Genomic DNA, 17,207 nt, shown 5'->3' with positions numbered 1-17,207 from the left:
CACCCGCAACGCGATCCATCACTCCATCACGATCTGCACCTTCACATCGGTCGGCTTCCCGCTCGCCGCTTCCTCGAATGCCTTGATACCTTCCGCGAACGGAAACGTTCGCGAAATAAACGGCTTCACATCGATACGTCCCGACGCGATCAGCTGAATCGCACGCGGGAAAATATTGGCATAGCGGAACACCGATTCGACCCGTGCCTCCTTGATCTGCAATGCGACCACATCGAGCGGCACCGGATTCTGCGGCATGCCGACCAGCACCAGACATCCGCCAGGGCACAGCAGATCGACAATCCCCTCGAACGCCTTGGCGCTGCCGCTCGCTTCTAGCACAACGTTCGCCCCCCAGCCGTCGGTCAGTTTGTTCACCACATCCTTGACCGACGTATTACGAATATCCACCGTCGTTACGCCCGGCGTATTTCCAATCAACTCGAGCTTCTCCGGCACGAGATCGCAAACGATCGCGCGACTGCATCCCCCCGCGAGTGCGCCAAGCGCACACATCATACCGATCGTGCCTGCACCAAGCACAACCGCCACGTCGCCTGGTTTGATCGCGGCTTTCTTCGCTGCCTGCAAGCCGATCGACAAGGGCTCGACAATCGCGCCCTCCGCAAAACTCACGTTATCCGGCAGCTTGTACGTGAACGCGGCTGGATGTACGACAAACGGCGCAAGACATCCGTGCACGGGCGGCGTCGCCCAGAAGCGCACTTTCGGATCGAGGTTGTACATGCCCTCGCGCGATGCACGCGATTCCATATCGGGCACGCCGGGCTCCATGCAAACCCGATCGCCGGGTTTCAGATTCGTCACTTCGTCGCCCACCTGCACGACCGTGCCGGCCGCCTCATGCCCGAGCACCATCGGCTCCGTCACGACAAACGGCCCGATGCGGCCGTGCTGATAGTAGTGAATGTCGCTGCCGCAAATACCGACCGTGTTGATGCGGATGCGCACATCGCGCGGCCCGACCGTCTGCGGCAGGCTGAACGGCCGCAAGCTGATGCGCTGTGCGCTTTCGAGAACCAGAGCTTCCATCGTCGTTCCTTTGCAATATGAGTAAACCGCTCTAAGCCGCCAGCAATCCGCCGTCGACGATCAAACTCGCACCATTCACCATGCTCGCTTCGTCGGAGAGCAGATAGGCAATCGTGGTCGCCACCTCGAGCGGCTGCACGAATCGATGCAGCGGAATGCGCGCCAGCACGGGCCCCGCTTTCGCGGGATCGCTCCATGCCTTCTCGCCCATCGGAGTCATCGTGACGGTCGGATTGACGGCGTTCACGCGTATTCCATGCTCGCCGAGTTCGATTGCCATCACGCGTGTCAAACCGTCAAGACCCGACTTCGACGCGCAATACGCGGCATGCAACGGAAAGCCGATCTGCGCCGAGACGCTCGACACATTGACGATCGCACCTTTCACGCCACGCTCGATCATGCTGCGTGCGCACTGCTGCGAAATAATCATCGCGGCGCGCAAATTGACGGCGATCGTCCCGTCGAATGCTTCGACAGTCGTGTCAAGAAACGGCTGCAATTCGACCGTGCCTGCGCAATTGACGAGCAGATCGACCGGTTGCGCAGCACGCGCCGCTTCGAGTGCCGCGGCTGCATCGGCGAGATCCGCGCATAGCGTTTCACAACCGGTCTCGTCTTTTAGCGTCTTCAGATCGGCGGCAGCGCGGCTCAAAGCGATCACGCGTGCACCGCGCTGCGCCATCAGTTGCGCGGTCGTGCGACCGATGCCTTTTCCCGCACCGGTGACAAGCACCGTTTTGCCGGAGAATTCGCGGCTACGATCGACCTTGCCGGGTTCGCCGCGGCTGCCTGCATCGATATCGGACATGATCGTCGCTCCAGTTGCTCCAAACGCTCCAGTTCACCTCAAGGCTCGTCGCACAAACGGCGCGCCGTCTCTTCATCGGTCACGAGCACCGACGCATATCGCCCGCGCAACGCCGCACGCGTCACATGAAACTTCTTCGCGCCACCCGATACGAGCACGACATGATCGATATTGCGCAAGTCGTCGAGCGTGATCGCCACCGTGCGCCGATTGAGCGGATGGTCGATCGGTTCGCCGTCCGCATTCATGAAATGCCCGAGCAGATCGCCAACAGCCCCCGCCTTTCGCAGCATGCGCAATTCGTCGGGCTTGCTGATGCCATACGTGACGACCAGCGACTCCGTCAGATCGCCGGACGTCAGAAGCGCAAGATCCGCATGACGCGCGAGCTCATACGTGCCGCGCACCGCTTCTTCCTGCAGGATCATGTCGCGCGCCTTCTGGCTGCCCACATAGATCGGCGCCGCGAACAGATAACCGTCCGCATGGCACAGGTTCGCGAAATCGGACACGATGTCGAAGGTATTGATGCTCGGGCAATGCGACAAGCCGCCTTGCAGCGACACCGCATTCAGCGCGCCGTACGCGCGCTGCGGCATCGCGCGCAATACCGCACGAATCGTGCGGCCCCAGCCGATGCCGATCGTGCTGCCGTCTTCGATGCGCGTCGCGAGATAACCGGCCGCGCCGATGCCGAGTCCCGCCATGTTCGCCTCCGCATTCGCACCGGTCGGCACGACCACGGCGGCTTCGAGTTCGAAGCGCTCGACAAGCTGTTCTTCGAGCGCGATGCATGGCGCAATCGGGCTATTGATCGTGATCTGCACGAGCCCCGATTCGCGGCCCGCCGCCAGCAGGCGGTTCACGCGCACCCGGTTGCTGCCGATGCGCTGCGCGATTTCCTGCTGCGTCATGTTGCCGATGTAGTAATGCCATGCGACGCGCGCCTGCAACTCTTCCTCGGAGTCGATCGCGCCATCGGATTCGAGCATCATCACGGGCGGGGCTGTTTTACTCATGTGGGAGTTCGCTTCGAATGAATGTGACGGGCCCTTATACCAGAACCGGACCGCGCCGCCGCATCACTTCACCGCGCCCATCGTCAGGCCTTGCACGAGCCGTCCCGACACGAGCAGCGCGAACACGACCATCGGCAGCACGATCAGCGTGCCCGTCGCCATGATCTCGCCCCACGGCAGCTCGTAACCGCTCATATAGCTCGTTGCCGCAACCGGCGACGTCACCGCGTCGGTGCGCGTCAGCACGAGTGCATACAGCAGGTCGTTCCACGAAAAAATAAACGCGAAGATCGCCGACACCACGATGCCCGGCATCGCGAGCGGCAGATTGATGCGCCAGAAAATGCGCAACGGCGAGGCGCCATCGAGGCGCGCCGCCTCGTCGAGTTCGACGGGAATATTGCGGAACTGATCGGTGCAGATCCAGATCACGATCGGCAGGCAAAACGTGATGTACAGCAGGATCAGCACGAGATGCGTATCGACGAGGTCGAGCCTGGTCGCGATCAGGAAAAACGGTACCGCCAGCACGACCGGGCTCACCATGCGGTTCGAAATAAACCAGAACCACAGATCTTCCTTGCCGCGAAATTCATAGCGCGCAAGCGCATAGGCAGCAGGCGTGCCGAGCAGAATCGACGCGACCGTGGTGCTGCTCGCGACGATCAGCGAATTGATCAGACTCGCGCCGACCTGATGCTCGAAAAGCGCATCGGTATAGTGCTTGAACGTGGGGTGAAACAGCCATAGCGGCGGATACGCAAGCGCTTCGGCCTGGCTCTTGAGACTCGTGCTCACCATCCAGTAGAACGGAAACACCGATGACAGAAATACGACGACGAGGCCGAAAAAATGCCAGACAGTCGCGTTCCGGCGCACAGCACGCGCACGGCGCGCCCGCGCGGTAAGGCCTACGGCGCGCGAAGCGGCGCCGCTTGCCGGTTGCGTCGATGAAGCGTTCACGTAGCCTCCCGATACACGAAACGGATATACAGGCGCGACAGCACGATGGTCAGAATCAGCAGCAGAATTGCCTGCGCGGACGCCATGCCCTGATCGAACAGCCGGAAGCCGATGCGCTGGATATAAACGCTGATGAACTCCGTTGCGGTGCCCGGGCCGCCGCGCGTCATCGTAAAGACCGCGTCGAACATCTTCAGCATGTCGGCCGAACGCAAAATCAGAATGGCAGTGAGACCGGGCAGCAGATACGGGCGCTGCAGATGCCACAAGATCTTGCTCCACTTCGGCGTTTCGAGTCGCGCGGCCTCCTCCGCCTCTTTCGGCACCATCGCGAGACCGGCCAGCATGATCAGCGCGCAGAACGGCGTCCACTGCCAGATGTCCATGATCATCACGGAAACGAACGCGAGCGTCGGATCGGCAAGCCAGTCGAGCGGAGCAATGCCGAAGAAGCTCGCAAAGTAATTCGCCACGCCGAATTGCCGGTTGAAAATCAGCCGTCCGATCAAACCGACCACCGCATACGTGGTCGCCATCGGAATCACGAGACTCACGCGCGCAATCGCGCGCATCCACGGCAACTCCACGCGATGCAGCATCAGCGCGGCAAACAGGCCCAGCGCGACTTCGATCGGCAAGGTCACGCACAGGAACAGCACCGTGCGTCCGAGCGCGCCCCAGAACGACGGATCGGTCAGCGTGGCGATGTAGTTGTCGAACCAGATAAACGGCGTGCCGGCGCCGAGATTCGCGAGCTGGTACTGATGAAACGAGTTGTACAGCGCGAGCAGCGTCGGATAGATGCCGATCGCCGCCAGCGTGAAAATCGCCGGAATCAGGAACCAGAACGCGGGCGAACCTGGCAAACGGAATCGCGCGCGAGGGGCGGCGCGCCGCACCGCGCGCGCCGCCCCCTGTTCCCGTCGAACTGCGTCGTTCAGCATCGGGCCTCCTTGCTTCGCATCGCTGTCTCCGAGCCGTTATTTCAGCAGCGGTTTCTTGCCGCTGTAGTAACCGGCCTTGTTGAGAATCTCCTCGGTCTTCTGACCGATGGTCTGCGCGCCGTCCTTCACCGATACCTGGCCGAGCATCATCTTCGTGCCCCACTCGCCGATCACTTCCGAAATGGCCGGCCACTCGGGGAAGCGCGGCCGGTAGTCAGGCACGCCGCCCTGCCACGATTCGACCATCGGCTTCACGAACGGGTACTTGTCCTGTATCGCCTTGTCCTGATACAGCGATGTGCGCGCCGGCACGCCGCCCGCTTCGAGATAAGGCTTCGCCATTTCCTCCGACGTAATCCACTGGATGAACAGCCACGACGCGGCCTGCTTTTTGGCGTTCGACTTCGCATTGACCGCGAGCGAGAAGCCGCCGAGCGCGGGCTTCAACCCGGCCGGCCCGCGCGGTTCGGTCGAGATCGCAAGGCAGTTGCCGATCTTCGATTTACTCGGGTCCGTCAACGTCGGATAGAAAGCCGACCATTCGGTGATCATCGCCACCTGGCCTTGCGCCAGTGCGTTCACCGCTTCCGCGTGATCGAAGTCGACGATGCCGGGCGGCATGTACTTCATGAGCTTCTGCCGGTATTCGAGGCCGGCCTGCGATTGCGGCGACATCAGGTTCGATTTGAATTTCGCGTCGAGCAGCGAGCCGCCGTTCGGCCACAGCACGCGCATGAAACTATCCGCCGATTGCGTTTCGCCGCGCCGCGACTGCAGCGCGAACGCGTACTGGTTTTTGCTCGCATTGGTGAGCTTCGGCGCGTACGTATTGAGAAGTTCGTCCCACGTTTTCGGTGGTTCGTTGAAGCCCGCGTCCTTCAGCATGCACTTGTTGTAGAACATGAGGCCCGAGTAGTTATCGAACGGCAGGCCGTAGGTAACTTTGTCCCATGTGCCGAACGAGTCGAGCAAAATCGGGAAAAAGCCCTGCAGGTTCAGCTTCGGGTCCGCGAGCTTCGGGTTGTCGGTAAAGGTCTTGATCGGCACGAGCCACTTGTTGCTCGCGAATTCGCCGATCCACACCACGTCGACGAGCACGACATCCATGTCGCCGCCGCCGACGAAATTGAGCACCTCCTTCTCGCGTGTGCTCTCGTACGGAATCACTTCCCACTTCACCTTGATGCCCGTCTCCTTCTCGAACTGCGGGATCAGCTTCTCCGCGGCCTTATAGCCGGGGCGGTCGAGAAAGATCGCCTTGATCGTAGTGCCCGAGTACGGCTGCGCAGCCTCCTTCAAGGTCCATGCCTGCGCGTTGGCGGCCATGAAGAGCGACGCCGCTGCAATCGTCAATGCGATGGCGGTGGGCTGCAAGAAGCGTTTGTTCATTGTCTGTCTCCAATGTTGTTTTTCACGTGTGCTGCTTCGTCGAATCGTGCGATTCCCTCGGCTTTGTATCACTTGTAATTTGCGTTTTACAAATGTATATTTTGGCCGGCACCTGTTGTCAAGAAGAAAATCGCAGGCACTGCATGTTGCAACGCGGTGTGACCGCGCTCAAGGCAGCAGGCATTCGACGAATGCATCAGTCGCAGGCATCGAGTACGTAGGAGACAACGTATGAGCGCCGTTCATCTGCAGCAGATCCGTAAGACCTTCTCTGGCACCGAGGTGTTGAAAGGTGTCGACATCGAAGTCAACGAACACGAGTTCCTCGTTTTCGTCGGCCCGTCGGGCTGCGGAAAGTCGACGCTGCTGCGCAGCATCGCGGGCCTCGAACGCATCGATTCGGGCCAGGTCGTGATCGAAGGCGAAGACGTCACCGAGCTCGAACCGTCGGCACGCGGCGTCGCGATGGTGTTCCAGTCGTACGCGCTGTACCCGCATATGTCGGTGTACGAAAATATCGCGTTCGGGCTGCGCATGATCAAACTGCCGGAGGCCGAGATCAGGGAACGCGTGCATCGCGCAGCGCACATCCTGCAGATCAACCAGCTGCTAGAGCGGCGCCCGCGCGCGCTGTCGGGCGGTCAGCGCCAGCGTGTCGCGATTGGCCGCTCGATCGTGCGCGAGCCGAAGGTGTTCCTGTTCGACGAACCGCTGTCCAACCTCGACGCGGCCTTGCGCGTGCAGATGCGGCTCGAGCTGATCAAGCTGCACAAGCAGCTGAATGCGACGATGATCTACGTCACGCACGATCAGACCGAAGCCATGACAATGGCCGATCGCATCGTCGTGCTCAATCACGGCAAGGTGGAACAGATCGGCTCGCCGCTCGACCTCTACCGCAATCCTCATAACGCGTTTGTCGCGGGCTTTATCGGGTCGCCGAAAATGAACTTCCTCGACGTGCGCGTCGCGCGCGTCGAAGCAGCGGGCGTCACGATCGAGCTGCCCGGCGGCACGCCGCTCACCGTACCGTGCGTCGGCGAAGGCATCGAAGCGGGCCAGAAACTGATGATGGGCATACGCCCCGAACATTTCGTCGAGGCCGCGCGGGGGGACATCGATAGCGGGCTAAGCGGCGAAGTGATGGTCATCGAGCATCTGGGCAGCGAGACGCTGCTGCATGTTCGCCTCGCCGACGAGCGCGTGATTCAGGTCAAAGGTTCGGGTGAATCGAGCGCGGTCGAAGGGCAGCGTATCAACGCGGGCTTCAGCATCCGGCACGTGCATCTGTTTCGCGAAGACGGCCGCGCGCTCGAACGCATGCGCCCGGTAACCGAAGCGATCGGTGCGAATTGAACTGCGCGCGACTCGCGCCGTCCATTTCGCCGGACTGACGCCGCGCGAACCCGCCCGGATCGCCGTTCAGATTCGCGCGCCCTGTTCGGCGCTGTCATACATGACGACGCAGTTACGCCCCTTGCGTTTTGCTTCGTATAACGCACGGTCGGCCGATTCGATCAGCGAGGTCATCGCCGAGCCCGGCGTCGGCACCGCTGCGGCACCGCCAATGCTGACCGTCACATGCTGTGCGGCCGACGAACTGCGATGCGGCAACGCGAGCGCCTCGATCTCGAGGCGAATCTTTTCCGCGAGCAGCCTTGCGCCGCCCGCCGCGGTGTTCGGCAGTACCACGAGAAACTCTTCGCCGCCATAGCGCGCGGCGATATCGCCTGCACGCCCGAGGCAGCCTTCTACCGTGGTCGCGATGCGCTTCAGCACTTCGTCGCCGGCGACATGACCATAGGTATCGTTGTATTGCTTGAAGTTGTCGACGTCGATCATCAGCATCGCGATCTCCGCGTGCTCGCGCGCGCTGCGCCGCCATTCGGCACTCAGGTATTCGTCGAGGTAGCGGCGGTTCGACAGGCCTGTCAAACCATCCGAATGCGTGAGACGCCGCAGTTCGAGATTCGCTTCGAGCAACTGCTGCTGCGATTGCCTGAGCGCGCGATATGCTTCGTCGCGCTGCAGCAGGTTCACGAACGAACGCGAGTGATAGCGTACGCGCGCCACGAGTTCGATGCGATCGGGCAGCTTCACCAGATAGTCGTTCGCGCCGGCCGCAAAGGCGGCGCTCTTGATCACCGGCTCGTCTTTCGCGGACAGCACGATGATCGGCACATCGCGCGTGGCCGGGGTGCTGCGGTACGCCTTCACGAGCGTGAGTCCATCGACGCCCGGCATCACGAGGTCTTGCAGAATCACGGTCGGCCGCGTGTAGATCACGGCTTTCATCGCCTCTTCGGCTTTCGCGCAGTAGTGAAAGTCGATGCCCTCTTCGCCCGCCAGCGCCTGCCTCACCGCCTCCGCGACAATCGCCTGATCGTCGACGAGCAGCACCATCGCAGGCACGTCGGCAGCGGGCGGCGTGTCGAGCGCGGCGCGTGCCGCTTCGAGCGCGGCATCGGCTTCGTCGGCGACGGCTCGAGGATCGTGTGAGCCGTTGTGATTCATTCCCATATCTATACCTGTCTAACGAAATTTTCCGTGCAGTTGCAGTTACGGTAGTGGCGCTTCGCGGCCGCTAACGCCTGACGAGCGCAGCGAGTTCACCGGCAATGCGTTCGAGCGCGAGTATGCGGCGCGCCGCGCCGAGCGCGGCCGCCGCTTTCGGCATGCCGTACACGGCGCTCGTCGCTTCGTCCTGCGCGATCGTCTCGTAGCCTTTCGCGCGCATCGCCTTGAGCCCCAATGCGCCGTCGCGCCCCATGCCGGTCAGCAGCACGCCGGCCGCTTCGCCATCCCAATGGTCGACGACGCTCTGAAAAAATACGTCGACCGAGGGCCGATAAGGTGTCTCGACCGGTTCGCGCGTATAGCGCAGCGAACCGCCGCGCGTAAGCCGCAAGTGATCGTTGGTCGCCGCAAGCAACGCTTCGCCGGCGCGCGGCCGGATGCCGTCGTGCGCGATGCGCACCGGCAACGGTGTCTGTCCGTCGAGCCATTCGGCCATGCCTTGTGCAAACGCCTTGTCGACATGCTGAACGATCACGATCGGCGCACCGAAGTCCGCGGGCAAGCTGCCAAGCACGGTCGCGAGCGCGGTAGGGCCGCCCGCCGACGCGCCGATTGCCACGAGCCACGGCGCGCCCGCATCGCGCATGCCGCCCGCGTCGGGCGCCGCTGCGGGCATCGGGCGGTTCGCAAGCTGGTAACCGATCTGATCGAGTTTTTCGAGCAAGGCGTGTGCCGCTTCGGCTGCATCGTTGCCGCTCGCGAGCGTCGGCGTATCGACCGCGTCGAGCGCGCCCGCGCCCATCGCTTCATAGACGCGCGACGCATTGGCGCCGACGCTGCTCGTCACGACGAGAATCGCGCACGGCGCGCGCGCCATGATGCGGCGCGTCGCCTCCACGCCGTCGAGCTTCGGCATGATCAGATCCATCAGCACGACCTCGGGCGGCTGCGCGAGGCAAAAATCGACCGCCTGCTCGCCGTCTTCCGCCACCCACAGCACGCGATGCTCGGCGCGCCTCGCAAGCGCGCGCCGCAACGATTCGACAGCAAGCGGAAGATCGTTTGCAATGCCAATATTCATTGGTTCGCCTCGCCGATCAGATCGTGCACTGCATCGAGCAGCGCCTCGTCGTGAAAAGTGCCTTTCGCGAGATAGTAGTCCGCACCCGCATCGAGCCCGCGCCGCCGATCCTCGTCGCGATCCTTGTACGACACGATCATGACCGGCGTCGCCTTCAGCTGCGGATCGCGGCGGATCATCGTGACGAGCTCGATGCCGTCCATGCGCGGCATATCGATATCGGTCACGACCAGATCGAAGCGCGCGCCTCTTAACGCGTTCCAGCCATCCATGCCGTCGACCGCGACGGTCACCGCATAGCCGCGCTTCTCGAGCAGCTTGCGTTCGAGTTCGCGCACCGTGAGCGAATCCTCGACGATCAGCACCTGCTTGCGTTGCAGCGCAACCGTGCCCGACGCCGCGCGCACGCGCGCAAGCTGCCCTTCGCGCACCAGTTTGTCGACCGAGCGCAGCAGATCTTCGACATCGACGATCAGCACCGCTTCGCCGTTATCCATCAGCGCGGCGGCCGCGATGTCCTTGATCTTGCCGAGCCTCGCATCGAGCGGCTGCACGACGAGCATCCGTTCGCCGAGGAAACGATCGACGGCCACGCCGTACGTGCCGCGCTCGTCGCCGAGCACCACGACCGCGACCTCCGCGGCGGCCTCGCCCGCTTCGAGCCCGAGCAGCTGATGCGCGGATACAAGCCCCACGCGCTTGCCTTCGAACGGGAAATGCTGCTGGCCCTCGAGCATGTCGATGTCGCTGCGTGCGAGCGCAAGCGTGCGATGCACGGAGCCAAGCGGAAGCGCATACGCCTCGCCGCCCACTTCGACGAGCAGGCTGCGAATCACCGACAGCGTAAGCGGCAATTGCAGCACGAAGCGCATGCCGCTGCCCGGATCGTTGACGATGCGCACGGTGCCGCGCACCGTCTTGACCATATCGTGCACCGCATCGAGGCCGACGCCGCGCCCCGATACGTCGGTCACCTGCGCGCGCATCGAGAAGCCGGGCAGCAGCAGGAATTCGAGCAGTTCCTGCTCGGACAGACGCGCGACGGTGGCCTCGTCGGCGAGATGGCGGCGCACGATCGCGGCGCGCAGGTCGGCCAGATCGATGCCGCGCCCGTCGTCGCTGACGCTGATCAGCAGCTTGCCCGCGCTGTGACGCGCTTCGAGCGTCAGGCTCGCTTCGGCCGGCTTGCCGCGCGCGACGCGCTCGTCCGGCGTCTCGATACCGTGATCGAGTGCGTTGCGGAGCAGATGGCCGAGCGGTGCGTCGAGCATGTCGAGGATGTCGCGATCGACTTGCGTGCCTTCGCCGACAATCGTGAATCGCACCTGCTTGCCGAGCGATCGCGCGAGGTCGCGCACGATGCGCGGATACACATGCGTCTCGTCGCCGAACGCGCGCATCCGGCATTGCAGCGCCTCGTCGTACAGTTGCTGCGCGAGGTTCGTGCTGCGGCGGTCGTAACGGTCGAGCTCGTCGATCTGGCTCGCGAGCTGCTGCTGGATCGCGCCGAACGCGTCGCGCACGCTGTCGAGCGCGGTGCTGGCGCGCGCGTCGAGTTGGCCCTCGAACGCCTGCGCAAGCGATTCGTAGACCGTATCGAGCGCGCGTGCCGCTTCGCGCTGCGTGCGCTTCACGCGCAGCATCGATTCGGCGAACGGCTTGAGCCAGCGCGATTCGACGAGCGATTCGCCGGACAGGCTCAGCAGCCGGTCCAGGTTGTCCGCGCGCACGCGCAGGATGCGGTCGGGATCGCGTTGTGCATTGACGCCAGCGTGTGCAGGCGCGGTTGTCGGTACAGGTAAAGGTACAGGCGCGGGCGATGGCGTGCGGGGCTCGGGGGCCGCTTCCACCTGCGCTTCTATCTGCGCTTCCGCCTGCACTTGCGCTTCGGCTTGTGCTTGCGCCTGCAACAGTGCGATTGCAGCATCCAGCAGCGCATCGGGCGATTCGACTTGCGCCGCGGGCGGCACGTCGCCGCTCGTGCGTACCGGTACATCATGCGCGCCCGTCGATGTCGAAACGCCGACAAAACCCGACAGATGCGCGACGCATGCCTCGATCTCCGCGCGGCCCGCGCGCACCGACGGCTTGTCGTCGGCCACGCGCAGCAACAGGTCGACGCCACGCAGCAACGCATCGATATGCACGGTCGTCAGCGCGAGCACGCCGTGCTGCGCGGCGACGAAGCATTCCTCCATGGCGTTCGCGACGTCCACGCCATCCTGCAAGCCGATGATGCGCGCGGCACCCTTGAGCGAATGCGCGGCGCGCATGCACGCTTCGAGCGCCGCTGCGTCGGCCGGCGCGCGCTCAAGCGTGAGCAGGCCATCGGACAGCACGCGTGTCTGCAAATGCGCTTCTTCGCTGAAGAGCGCGAGCAGCGACTGGCGGCTCATATCGTCGTCACTGCTCATTGGAGGCTCTGTGTCAGTGAAGCGAATACGCGCGCGGCATCGAGCACGCCGACCGTCTTGCCTTGCCACGCAAGCACGCCGGCCGTGTGTGCGGCGCTCGAGCGCGTCAGCGTGTCGGGCACGGGCTTCAGTGCGCCGGCCGCATAACGCACGACGCCGTGCACTTCGTCGACCGGAAACACGACGGGCTCGCAGTCGTGCGCGACCACGAGCATTCGTGCGTAACGGCCGCTGCGCGGCGCTCGCAAGGTCGATGCTTCATCGGCGCCCGGCTGCGAAGCAAGTGCCGCGCCGGCCGTGCGATCAAGACGCAGCAGTTCGCCGAGCGACACGACAACCGTCAATGCGCCGCGTACATTGACGAGGCCGAGCACGGCACGGTTGCGCCGATGCGGCAGCGAATGAACCGGCCGCAGGTCTTCGATCTGCTTGAGTGCCTCGGTAGGCAGGGCGAGCCATTCGTCCGCGACGCGGAAGACGACTACCGAATCTGTTTTGGACGACTGAGCGGACGCCCCGGCGACCAGGTCGCCCGAGCCGCTCGCCGTCGCCACCTCGGCCGGCACGCCGGCCGGCTGCGCCAGCCGCGCTACACGTTGCACGCCAGCAAGCCCTCCCACCGCATCGGACACCGGCCGGTCGAGCAATCGCGCCGCCGCCCGCTCGAACACCGGGCAGTTGAGACAACGTGTCCATTCCGCGAGCGCCGGGCACGACTGATCGCCGCGCGTGCCGATGCGATTCCAGCAGTCGTCGACACGCGATGCAATATCCGGGAGGTCTTCGATGCGTTCAGTCATGGAAGCCTCGCGTCCGGCTCGTCCGGTTCTTGTATGCCGCGTGCGGTTCCGGCGATTCACGACGCGCTTGCGCCGCGCGCTCCGCGCGGCGCGTCAGCCGCCCGGCGCCGGCCGTGTCGCCCGTCATTTCGAGCAAGGCTGCAAGATGCGTGAGTGCCTCGTAGTGGCCAGGCTCCAGATAGAGCGTCTTGCGGTAATAGTCGCCCGCATCGGCGCCGCGCCCGCGAGCGTCCATGATCAGGCCGAGCAGATAGAAAACGGAAGCATCGGGTCCGTGGATGTTGATGCACTGGTTAGCAACGCGTTCGGCCTGATCGAGCCGCCCTTCGTCGGCAAGACGCGAAGCCTCGGCAAGCAAGGCTTCACGCTTCGTGCTCCCCTGGGTCGCCGCGGAAGCGTTACGCGCGGTATCGGCATGCGTGCCTCGGGACGCACGCGCCGCGGCTACCTGCGGCGCAAACGGCTGCCGTACCGGCCCGATCGGCGGGATCGGCCGGGTCGTCGGGACCGGCGAGACAGGCTTGACAGGCGCGACCGCTATCGCCGGCGCGAGCGGCGTTTGCCTTGGCGGCCTTGCGTCGTCGGCCGGCGTGCGCGTGAACGCGAACGCGAGCGGAATTCGCGCCGGACTGAACGCGTGCCGCATCATCAGGCCCGTCTCGGCCGGCCCAACGAGCAACATGCCGTCCTGCGCAAGCCGCGCATCGAGCAGGCGAATCGCGCGATCCTGCGAATCGCGCTCGAAGTAGATCAGCACGTTGCGGCACAGAATAAAGTCGTAGCGAACATCGGCCGGATACGGCGCGTCGAACAGATTCGCGTGGATAAAACGCACCGCATCGTGCACACGCGCGCTCAATTCATAGCGGACGTCGCCGGAAGCCGTTGCCGGTCCGGCGATCGCGAAATGCCGCTCGCGAAACTCGAGCGCCCGCCCGCGAAACGAATTGCGCCCATAGACACCGCGGCGCGCGATATCGAGCGCACGCTCGCTGATATCGACCGCGTCGATCGAAAAACGCTCGGGCCCGATGCCGGCGTCAAACAGCGCCATCGCAATCGAATACGGCTCTTCGCCGGTCGAACAGGGTACGCTCAGCAAGCGCAGCACATGCGACGGCTGGCGCACGAGCCGCTCGTTCGCCAGCCGCGCAAGCGCGACGAATGCCTCACGGTCGCGGAAGAACCATGTCTCGGGCACGACGATCAGTTCGACGAGCGCCTGGCGCTCGTCGCGCGATGCATTGAGCAACTGCCAGTAGGTTTCGAGATCGCCCGACGCTGCAACGGCCTGCGTCGCACGCACGCGCTCCCACACCGCACGCTCGAACGCATGCGCGCCGAGCGTGGCCGCGCTGATACCGGTCTCGTGCAGGAGCCAGCTTTCGAAGCGCGCATCGATGCGAGGTTCCGCGTTCATGACGTCGACGCCTGTGCGCGCGCATGGGGGACGGTCAATTCCTGCGGGAACAGCAAGGCCTTCACGTCATCGGTCAGCATGTGCCGGACCTCGACCCATTGCACGAACCCTTGCCCGTCGTTGGCCACGGGGCCGAGCCAGCGCGCGTGCGGCGTCGCGACACCGGTGTCGGCGAACTGCTCGCGCGCGAGCCGGCGCGTCTGCGTGGCGCCTTCGACGATCAATCCAAGCAGAAGATGCGGCGTTTCCGACGATGCCTCGCTCGCGCGATACTTGACGACCACCAGCCGCGTCGACAGCAAACGCCGCGCGTCGCGCCCAAGCGCGAGGCGCGGCACGTCGATCACGGGCAACGGCTCCCCGTACCGTTCGGCGACGCCCGCGACCCACGCCGGCGCGCCGGGAATCGGCCGCGTCGGCTGCAGCGCGAGCACCTCCACGATCTGCGCGGCGTCGAGCGCGTAGCGCTCGCCATCGAGGTTAAACAGAAGGAAGAGCATCGTCGTCGAACCGGTTGCGTGCGTCTGTGCGTGCGTCTGTGCGTACGTCCATAAGCGGTGGTGAAACGGTTATCAGCGGTGCTAGCCGGTTACATGCGACACTCATCGCCGATGCCCATCACGCTTCGATCTTGAAGCGGGATACGCCCGTGCGCAGCTGATTCGCGACGAGCGTCAGATCGTCGATCGCCTGCGACGATTGCCGCAGCGATTCGGCCGTCTGCTGCGCGGCCTCCGACAGCTGCGACAGCGCCTGCGTAATCTGCTCCGCTCCGTTCGCCTGCGTATGCATCCCTTCGTTGACCGCCTGGAAGCGCGGCGCAAGCGCCTGCACCTCCTGAATGATCTGCGACAGCTGTCCGCCGACCTGCTGCACATCGTGCATGCCGCGGCGCACTTCCTCGGAGAACTTTTCCATGCCCATCACGCCTGCGGATACGGCCGACTGGATTTCCTTGACGGTCTGCTCGATATCGTAGGTCGCTACCGCCGTCTGGTCCGCGAGGCGCCGGATTTCGGTTGCGACGACGCCGAAGCCGCGGCCGTATTCGCCGGCCTTCTCCGCTTCGATCGCCGCGTTCAGCGAGAGCAGATTCGTCTGGTCCGCGACCTTCGTGATCGTCGCCACCACCTGATTGATATTGACGGCTTTTTCGTTGAGCACGGCAAGCTTCGCGTTGACCGAACCGGCCGCCTCCATCACGCTGCGCATCGTGTCTTCCATGCGCGACAGTCCGTTCTGGCTCGTGCCCGCGAGCGTCGCCGATTGCTCGGCCACGCGCGAAACCTCGTTCATGGTCAGCAGCAGATCGCGCGAGGTGGACACGATCTCGCGCGACGTCGCACCGATTTCGGTCGTGGTCGCCGCCGTTTCCGCCGCGGTGGCCTGCTGCTCCTTCGATGTCGCCGCGATCTCGGCGACCGAGGTCGTGACCTGCAGCGACGATTTCTGCGCCTGTGCGACGAGGCTCGTCAACTCCTCGGCCATCCGGTTGAAGCCGTTTTCGAGCGTGCCGAATTCGTCGTGCCGACGCAGCGCGAGCCGCTGCGCAAGGTTGCCGGTGCGCATCACGTCCAGCACGTCGACCACGCGCGCCATCGGCACCGTCACCGCACGATACAACGCAAACCCGGTGACGAGCGCGACGAGCAGCACGATGCCGAGCGCGACCGCGAGCGTGATTTCGGTTTCCTGCGCGGACTGGCGGATCAGATGCGCCCAGTCGTCGGCCTGCGACTTGTCTTCCTCGACCATTGCGTTGGCTGCACGCGTAACCTTGTCCCACGCGGGATTCATCGCAAGCAACGCGCGTTGCGCGTCGGGCCGCGAACCTTGCGCCATGCGCAATACTTCGTTGAACTTCGGCAGCGCGTCCGCATAGGCCGCGCGGAATTCGTCGAAACGCGCTGTGTCGTCCGCGCCGTCGACCGTTTGCGGATACTGCGCGGCGAGCTTGTCGATTCTCTTCAGCGAGTCGGCGACCCTCTCCAGATCGCTTCGCGACGCGGCTTCATCGCCGTCGACGAACAGCGCGCGCTGCAATGTCGTCACACTTTCGCTCGACGCGGCGCGTATCGACGTCGAGAGAAAGAGGCCGAGCACCGACTGACGCTCGAGCTTGTCGGCTTCGTCATTGATCGCGCGCACACGCGTATAGGAGATGATCGCGGTGATCAGCATCAGCAGGAAAATCGCCCCAAAACTGAGCAGGATGCGATTGCCTAGCGAAAACCTGGCCAGCGACGCCGTGCCGCTCAGTGAAGCGTTGCCGCTGCGTGAAGTCGCGATACTCATGGTCCCGTCTGCGTAGAAAGTGATGGATGCGTGAATGCCCCGGCGCGCATGCGGCCCGGGTGTGGGGCCGATGCGACGCGCAACAGTACCAGCAATGACGCACGATTGTCAGCAAACGTTTCGAGCGCTGTTGCGCCGTGCGCACCGGTTGCCAGTCTGCGTTCGCGCCGCTTTCGGGTCTTCGTTCGAAGCCGTAAAAGCAGACCTTTTCGATAACAATACTGCAGTCGCCATTTTGAAAGAAAATAAGGGTTTTCGATCATAACAACCGGCATTCGGCAACACGCCCCGCTCTTTATGCGCAGTCGATATCAGGCGGTAAAGATTGGAATGAAAGAAGGTAAAGCGGATTCGCAATTCGGTCGAATTTTTCTTTTTTTGATTTCTGCCATTATTCGATTGTTGCGCGAGCGCCGCACGCCTTGGGCTCGAGAGCACGCTCCGAAGCTGCTTCGGAAGAGATGCCATCCGATAATCAAAATGCGACGCTTGAACAAGCAG

The 17,207-nt window shown here is 63.7% G+C and carries 14 protein-coding genes; 1 reads left to right on the top strand and 13 read right to left on the bottom strand.

Going from position 1 to position 17,207, the window contains the following annotated elements:
• Window positions 1-18: 18 nt before the first annotated feature.
• From BTO02_RS06610 to BTO02_RS06585, 6 genes are all read right to left on the bottom strand, one after another.
• Window positions 19-1,053 (bottom strand): NAD(P)-dependent alcohol dehydrogenase, encoded by a 1,035-nt coding sequence (locus BTO02_RS06610; RefSeq protein ID WP_075156366.1) that lies wholly within the window; start codon window positions 1,051-1,053, stop codon window positions 19-21.
• A gap of 31 nt (window positions 1,054-1,084) precedes the next feature.
• Window positions 1,085-1,864, bottom strand: coding sequence for an SDR family oxidoreductase (locus BTO02_RS06605; RefSeq protein WP_075156365.1), 780 nt, complete (start codon window positions 1,862-1,864; stop codon window positions 1,085-1,087).
• 38 nt (window positions 1,865-1,902) lie between these two features.
• Window positions 1,903-2,883, bottom strand: coding sequence for a sugar-binding transcriptional regulator (locus BTO02_RS06600; protein WP_075156364.1), 981 nt, complete (start codon window positions 2,881-2,883; stop codon window positions 1,903-1,905).
• Window positions 2,884-2,946: 63 nt separating this feature from the next.
• On the bottom strand, window positions 2,947-3,846 hold the full coding sequence (locus tag BTO02_RS06595) for a carbohydrate ABC transporter permease (protein WP_083615013.1): 900 nt from the start codon (window positions 3,844-3,846) through the stop codon (window positions 2,947-2,949).
• A complete protein-coding gene (locus BTO02_RS06590) occupies window positions 3,843-4,790 on the bottom strand; it encodes a carbohydrate ABC transporter permease (RefSeq protein WP_232243472.1) in 948 nt (315 codons plus the stop codon). Before BTO02_RS06590 ends, BTO02_RS06595 begins: the two co-directional genes overlap by 4 nt.
• Before the next feature lie 36 nt (window positions 4,791-4,826).
• Entirely contained in the window at window positions 4,827-6,179 is a 1,353-nt protein-coding gene (locus BTO02_RS06585; RefSeq protein WP_075156363.1) for an ABC transporter substrate-binding protein, read from the bottom strand.
• 231 nt (window positions 6,180-6,410) lie between these two features.
• Here BTO02_RS06585 and BTO02_RS06580 point away from each other — a divergent pair, with 231 nt between their 5' ends.
• Window positions 6,411-7,535 (top strand): ABC transporter ATP-binding protein, encoded by a 1,125-nt coding sequence (locus BTO02_RS06580; protein WP_075156362.1) that lies wholly within the window; start codon window positions 6,411-6,413, stop codon window positions 7,533-7,535.
• A 66-nt stretch (window positions 7,536-7,601) separates the two neighbouring features.
• Here the strand turns inward: BTO02_RS06580 and BTO02_RS06575 are convergent, their stop codons facing one another.
• From BTO02_RS06575 to BTO02_RS06545, 7 genes are all read right to left on the bottom strand, one after another.
• Window positions 7,602-8,699, bottom strand: coding sequence for a GGDEF domain-containing response regulator (locus BTO02_RS06575; protein WP_075156361.1), 1,098 nt, complete (start codon window positions 8,697-8,699; stop codon window positions 7,602-7,604).
• A 64-nt stretch (window positions 8,700-8,763) separates the two neighbouring features.
• A complete protein-coding gene (locus tag BTO02_RS06570) occupies window positions 8,764-9,777 on the bottom strand; it encodes a chemotaxis response regulator protein-glutamate methylesterase (protein ID WP_075156360.1) in 1,014 nt (337 codons plus the stop codon).
• Window positions 9,774-12,191 carry a hybrid sensor histidine kinase/response regulator gene (locus BTO02_RS06565; RefSeq protein ID WP_075156359.1) on the bottom strand — a complete coding sequence of 806 codons (2,418 nt, stop codon included), beginning with the start codon at window positions 12,189-12,191 and terminating at the stop codon, window positions 9,774-9,776. The genes BTO02_RS06570 and BTO02_RS06565 overlap by 4 nt, the downstream gene beginning before the upstream one ends.
• Complete coding sequence (locus BTO02_RS06560; RefSeq protein WP_075156358.1) at window positions 12,188-12,991, bottom strand: chemotaxis protein CheW; 804 nt, start codon at window positions 12,989-12,991, stop codon at window positions 12,188-12,190. The genes BTO02_RS06565 and BTO02_RS06560 overlap by 4 nt, the downstream gene beginning before the upstream one ends.
• The gene (locus tag BTO02_RS06555; RefSeq protein WP_075156357.1) at window positions 12,984-14,411 is read right to left on the bottom strand and encodes a CheR family methyltransferase; all 1,428 of its coding nucleotides are present in this window, start codon (window positions 14,409-14,411) and stop codon (window positions 12,984-12,986) included. Before BTO02_RS06555 ends, BTO02_RS06560 begins: the two co-directional genes overlap by 8 nt.
• Window positions 14,408-14,911, bottom strand: coding sequence for a chemotaxis protein CheW (locus BTO02_RS06550; protein WP_075156356.1), 504 nt, complete (start codon window positions 14,909-14,911; stop codon window positions 14,408-14,410). Before BTO02_RS06550 ends, BTO02_RS06555 begins: the two co-directional genes overlap by 4 nt.
• A 118-nt stretch (window positions 14,912-15,029) precedes the next feature.
• Window positions 15,030-16,706: a methyl-accepting chemotaxis protein gene (locus tag BTO02_RS06545; RefSeq protein ID WP_075156355.1), complete on the bottom strand. Its 1,677-nt coding sequence runs from the start codon at window positions 16,704-16,706 to the stop codon at window positions 15,030-15,032.
• Window positions 16,707-17,207 lie beyond the last annotated feature (501 nt).

Origin of the sequence: Paraburkholderia sp. SOS3 (assembly GCF_001922345.1) — a bacterium.
Taxonomy (GTDB): domain Bacteria; phylum Pseudomonadota; class Gammaproteobacteria; order Burkholderiales; family Burkholderiaceae; genus Paraburkholderia.
The sequence above is the reverse complement of the archived record's forward strand: the minus strand, read 5'-3'. Positions and strand labels throughout refer to the sequence as shown.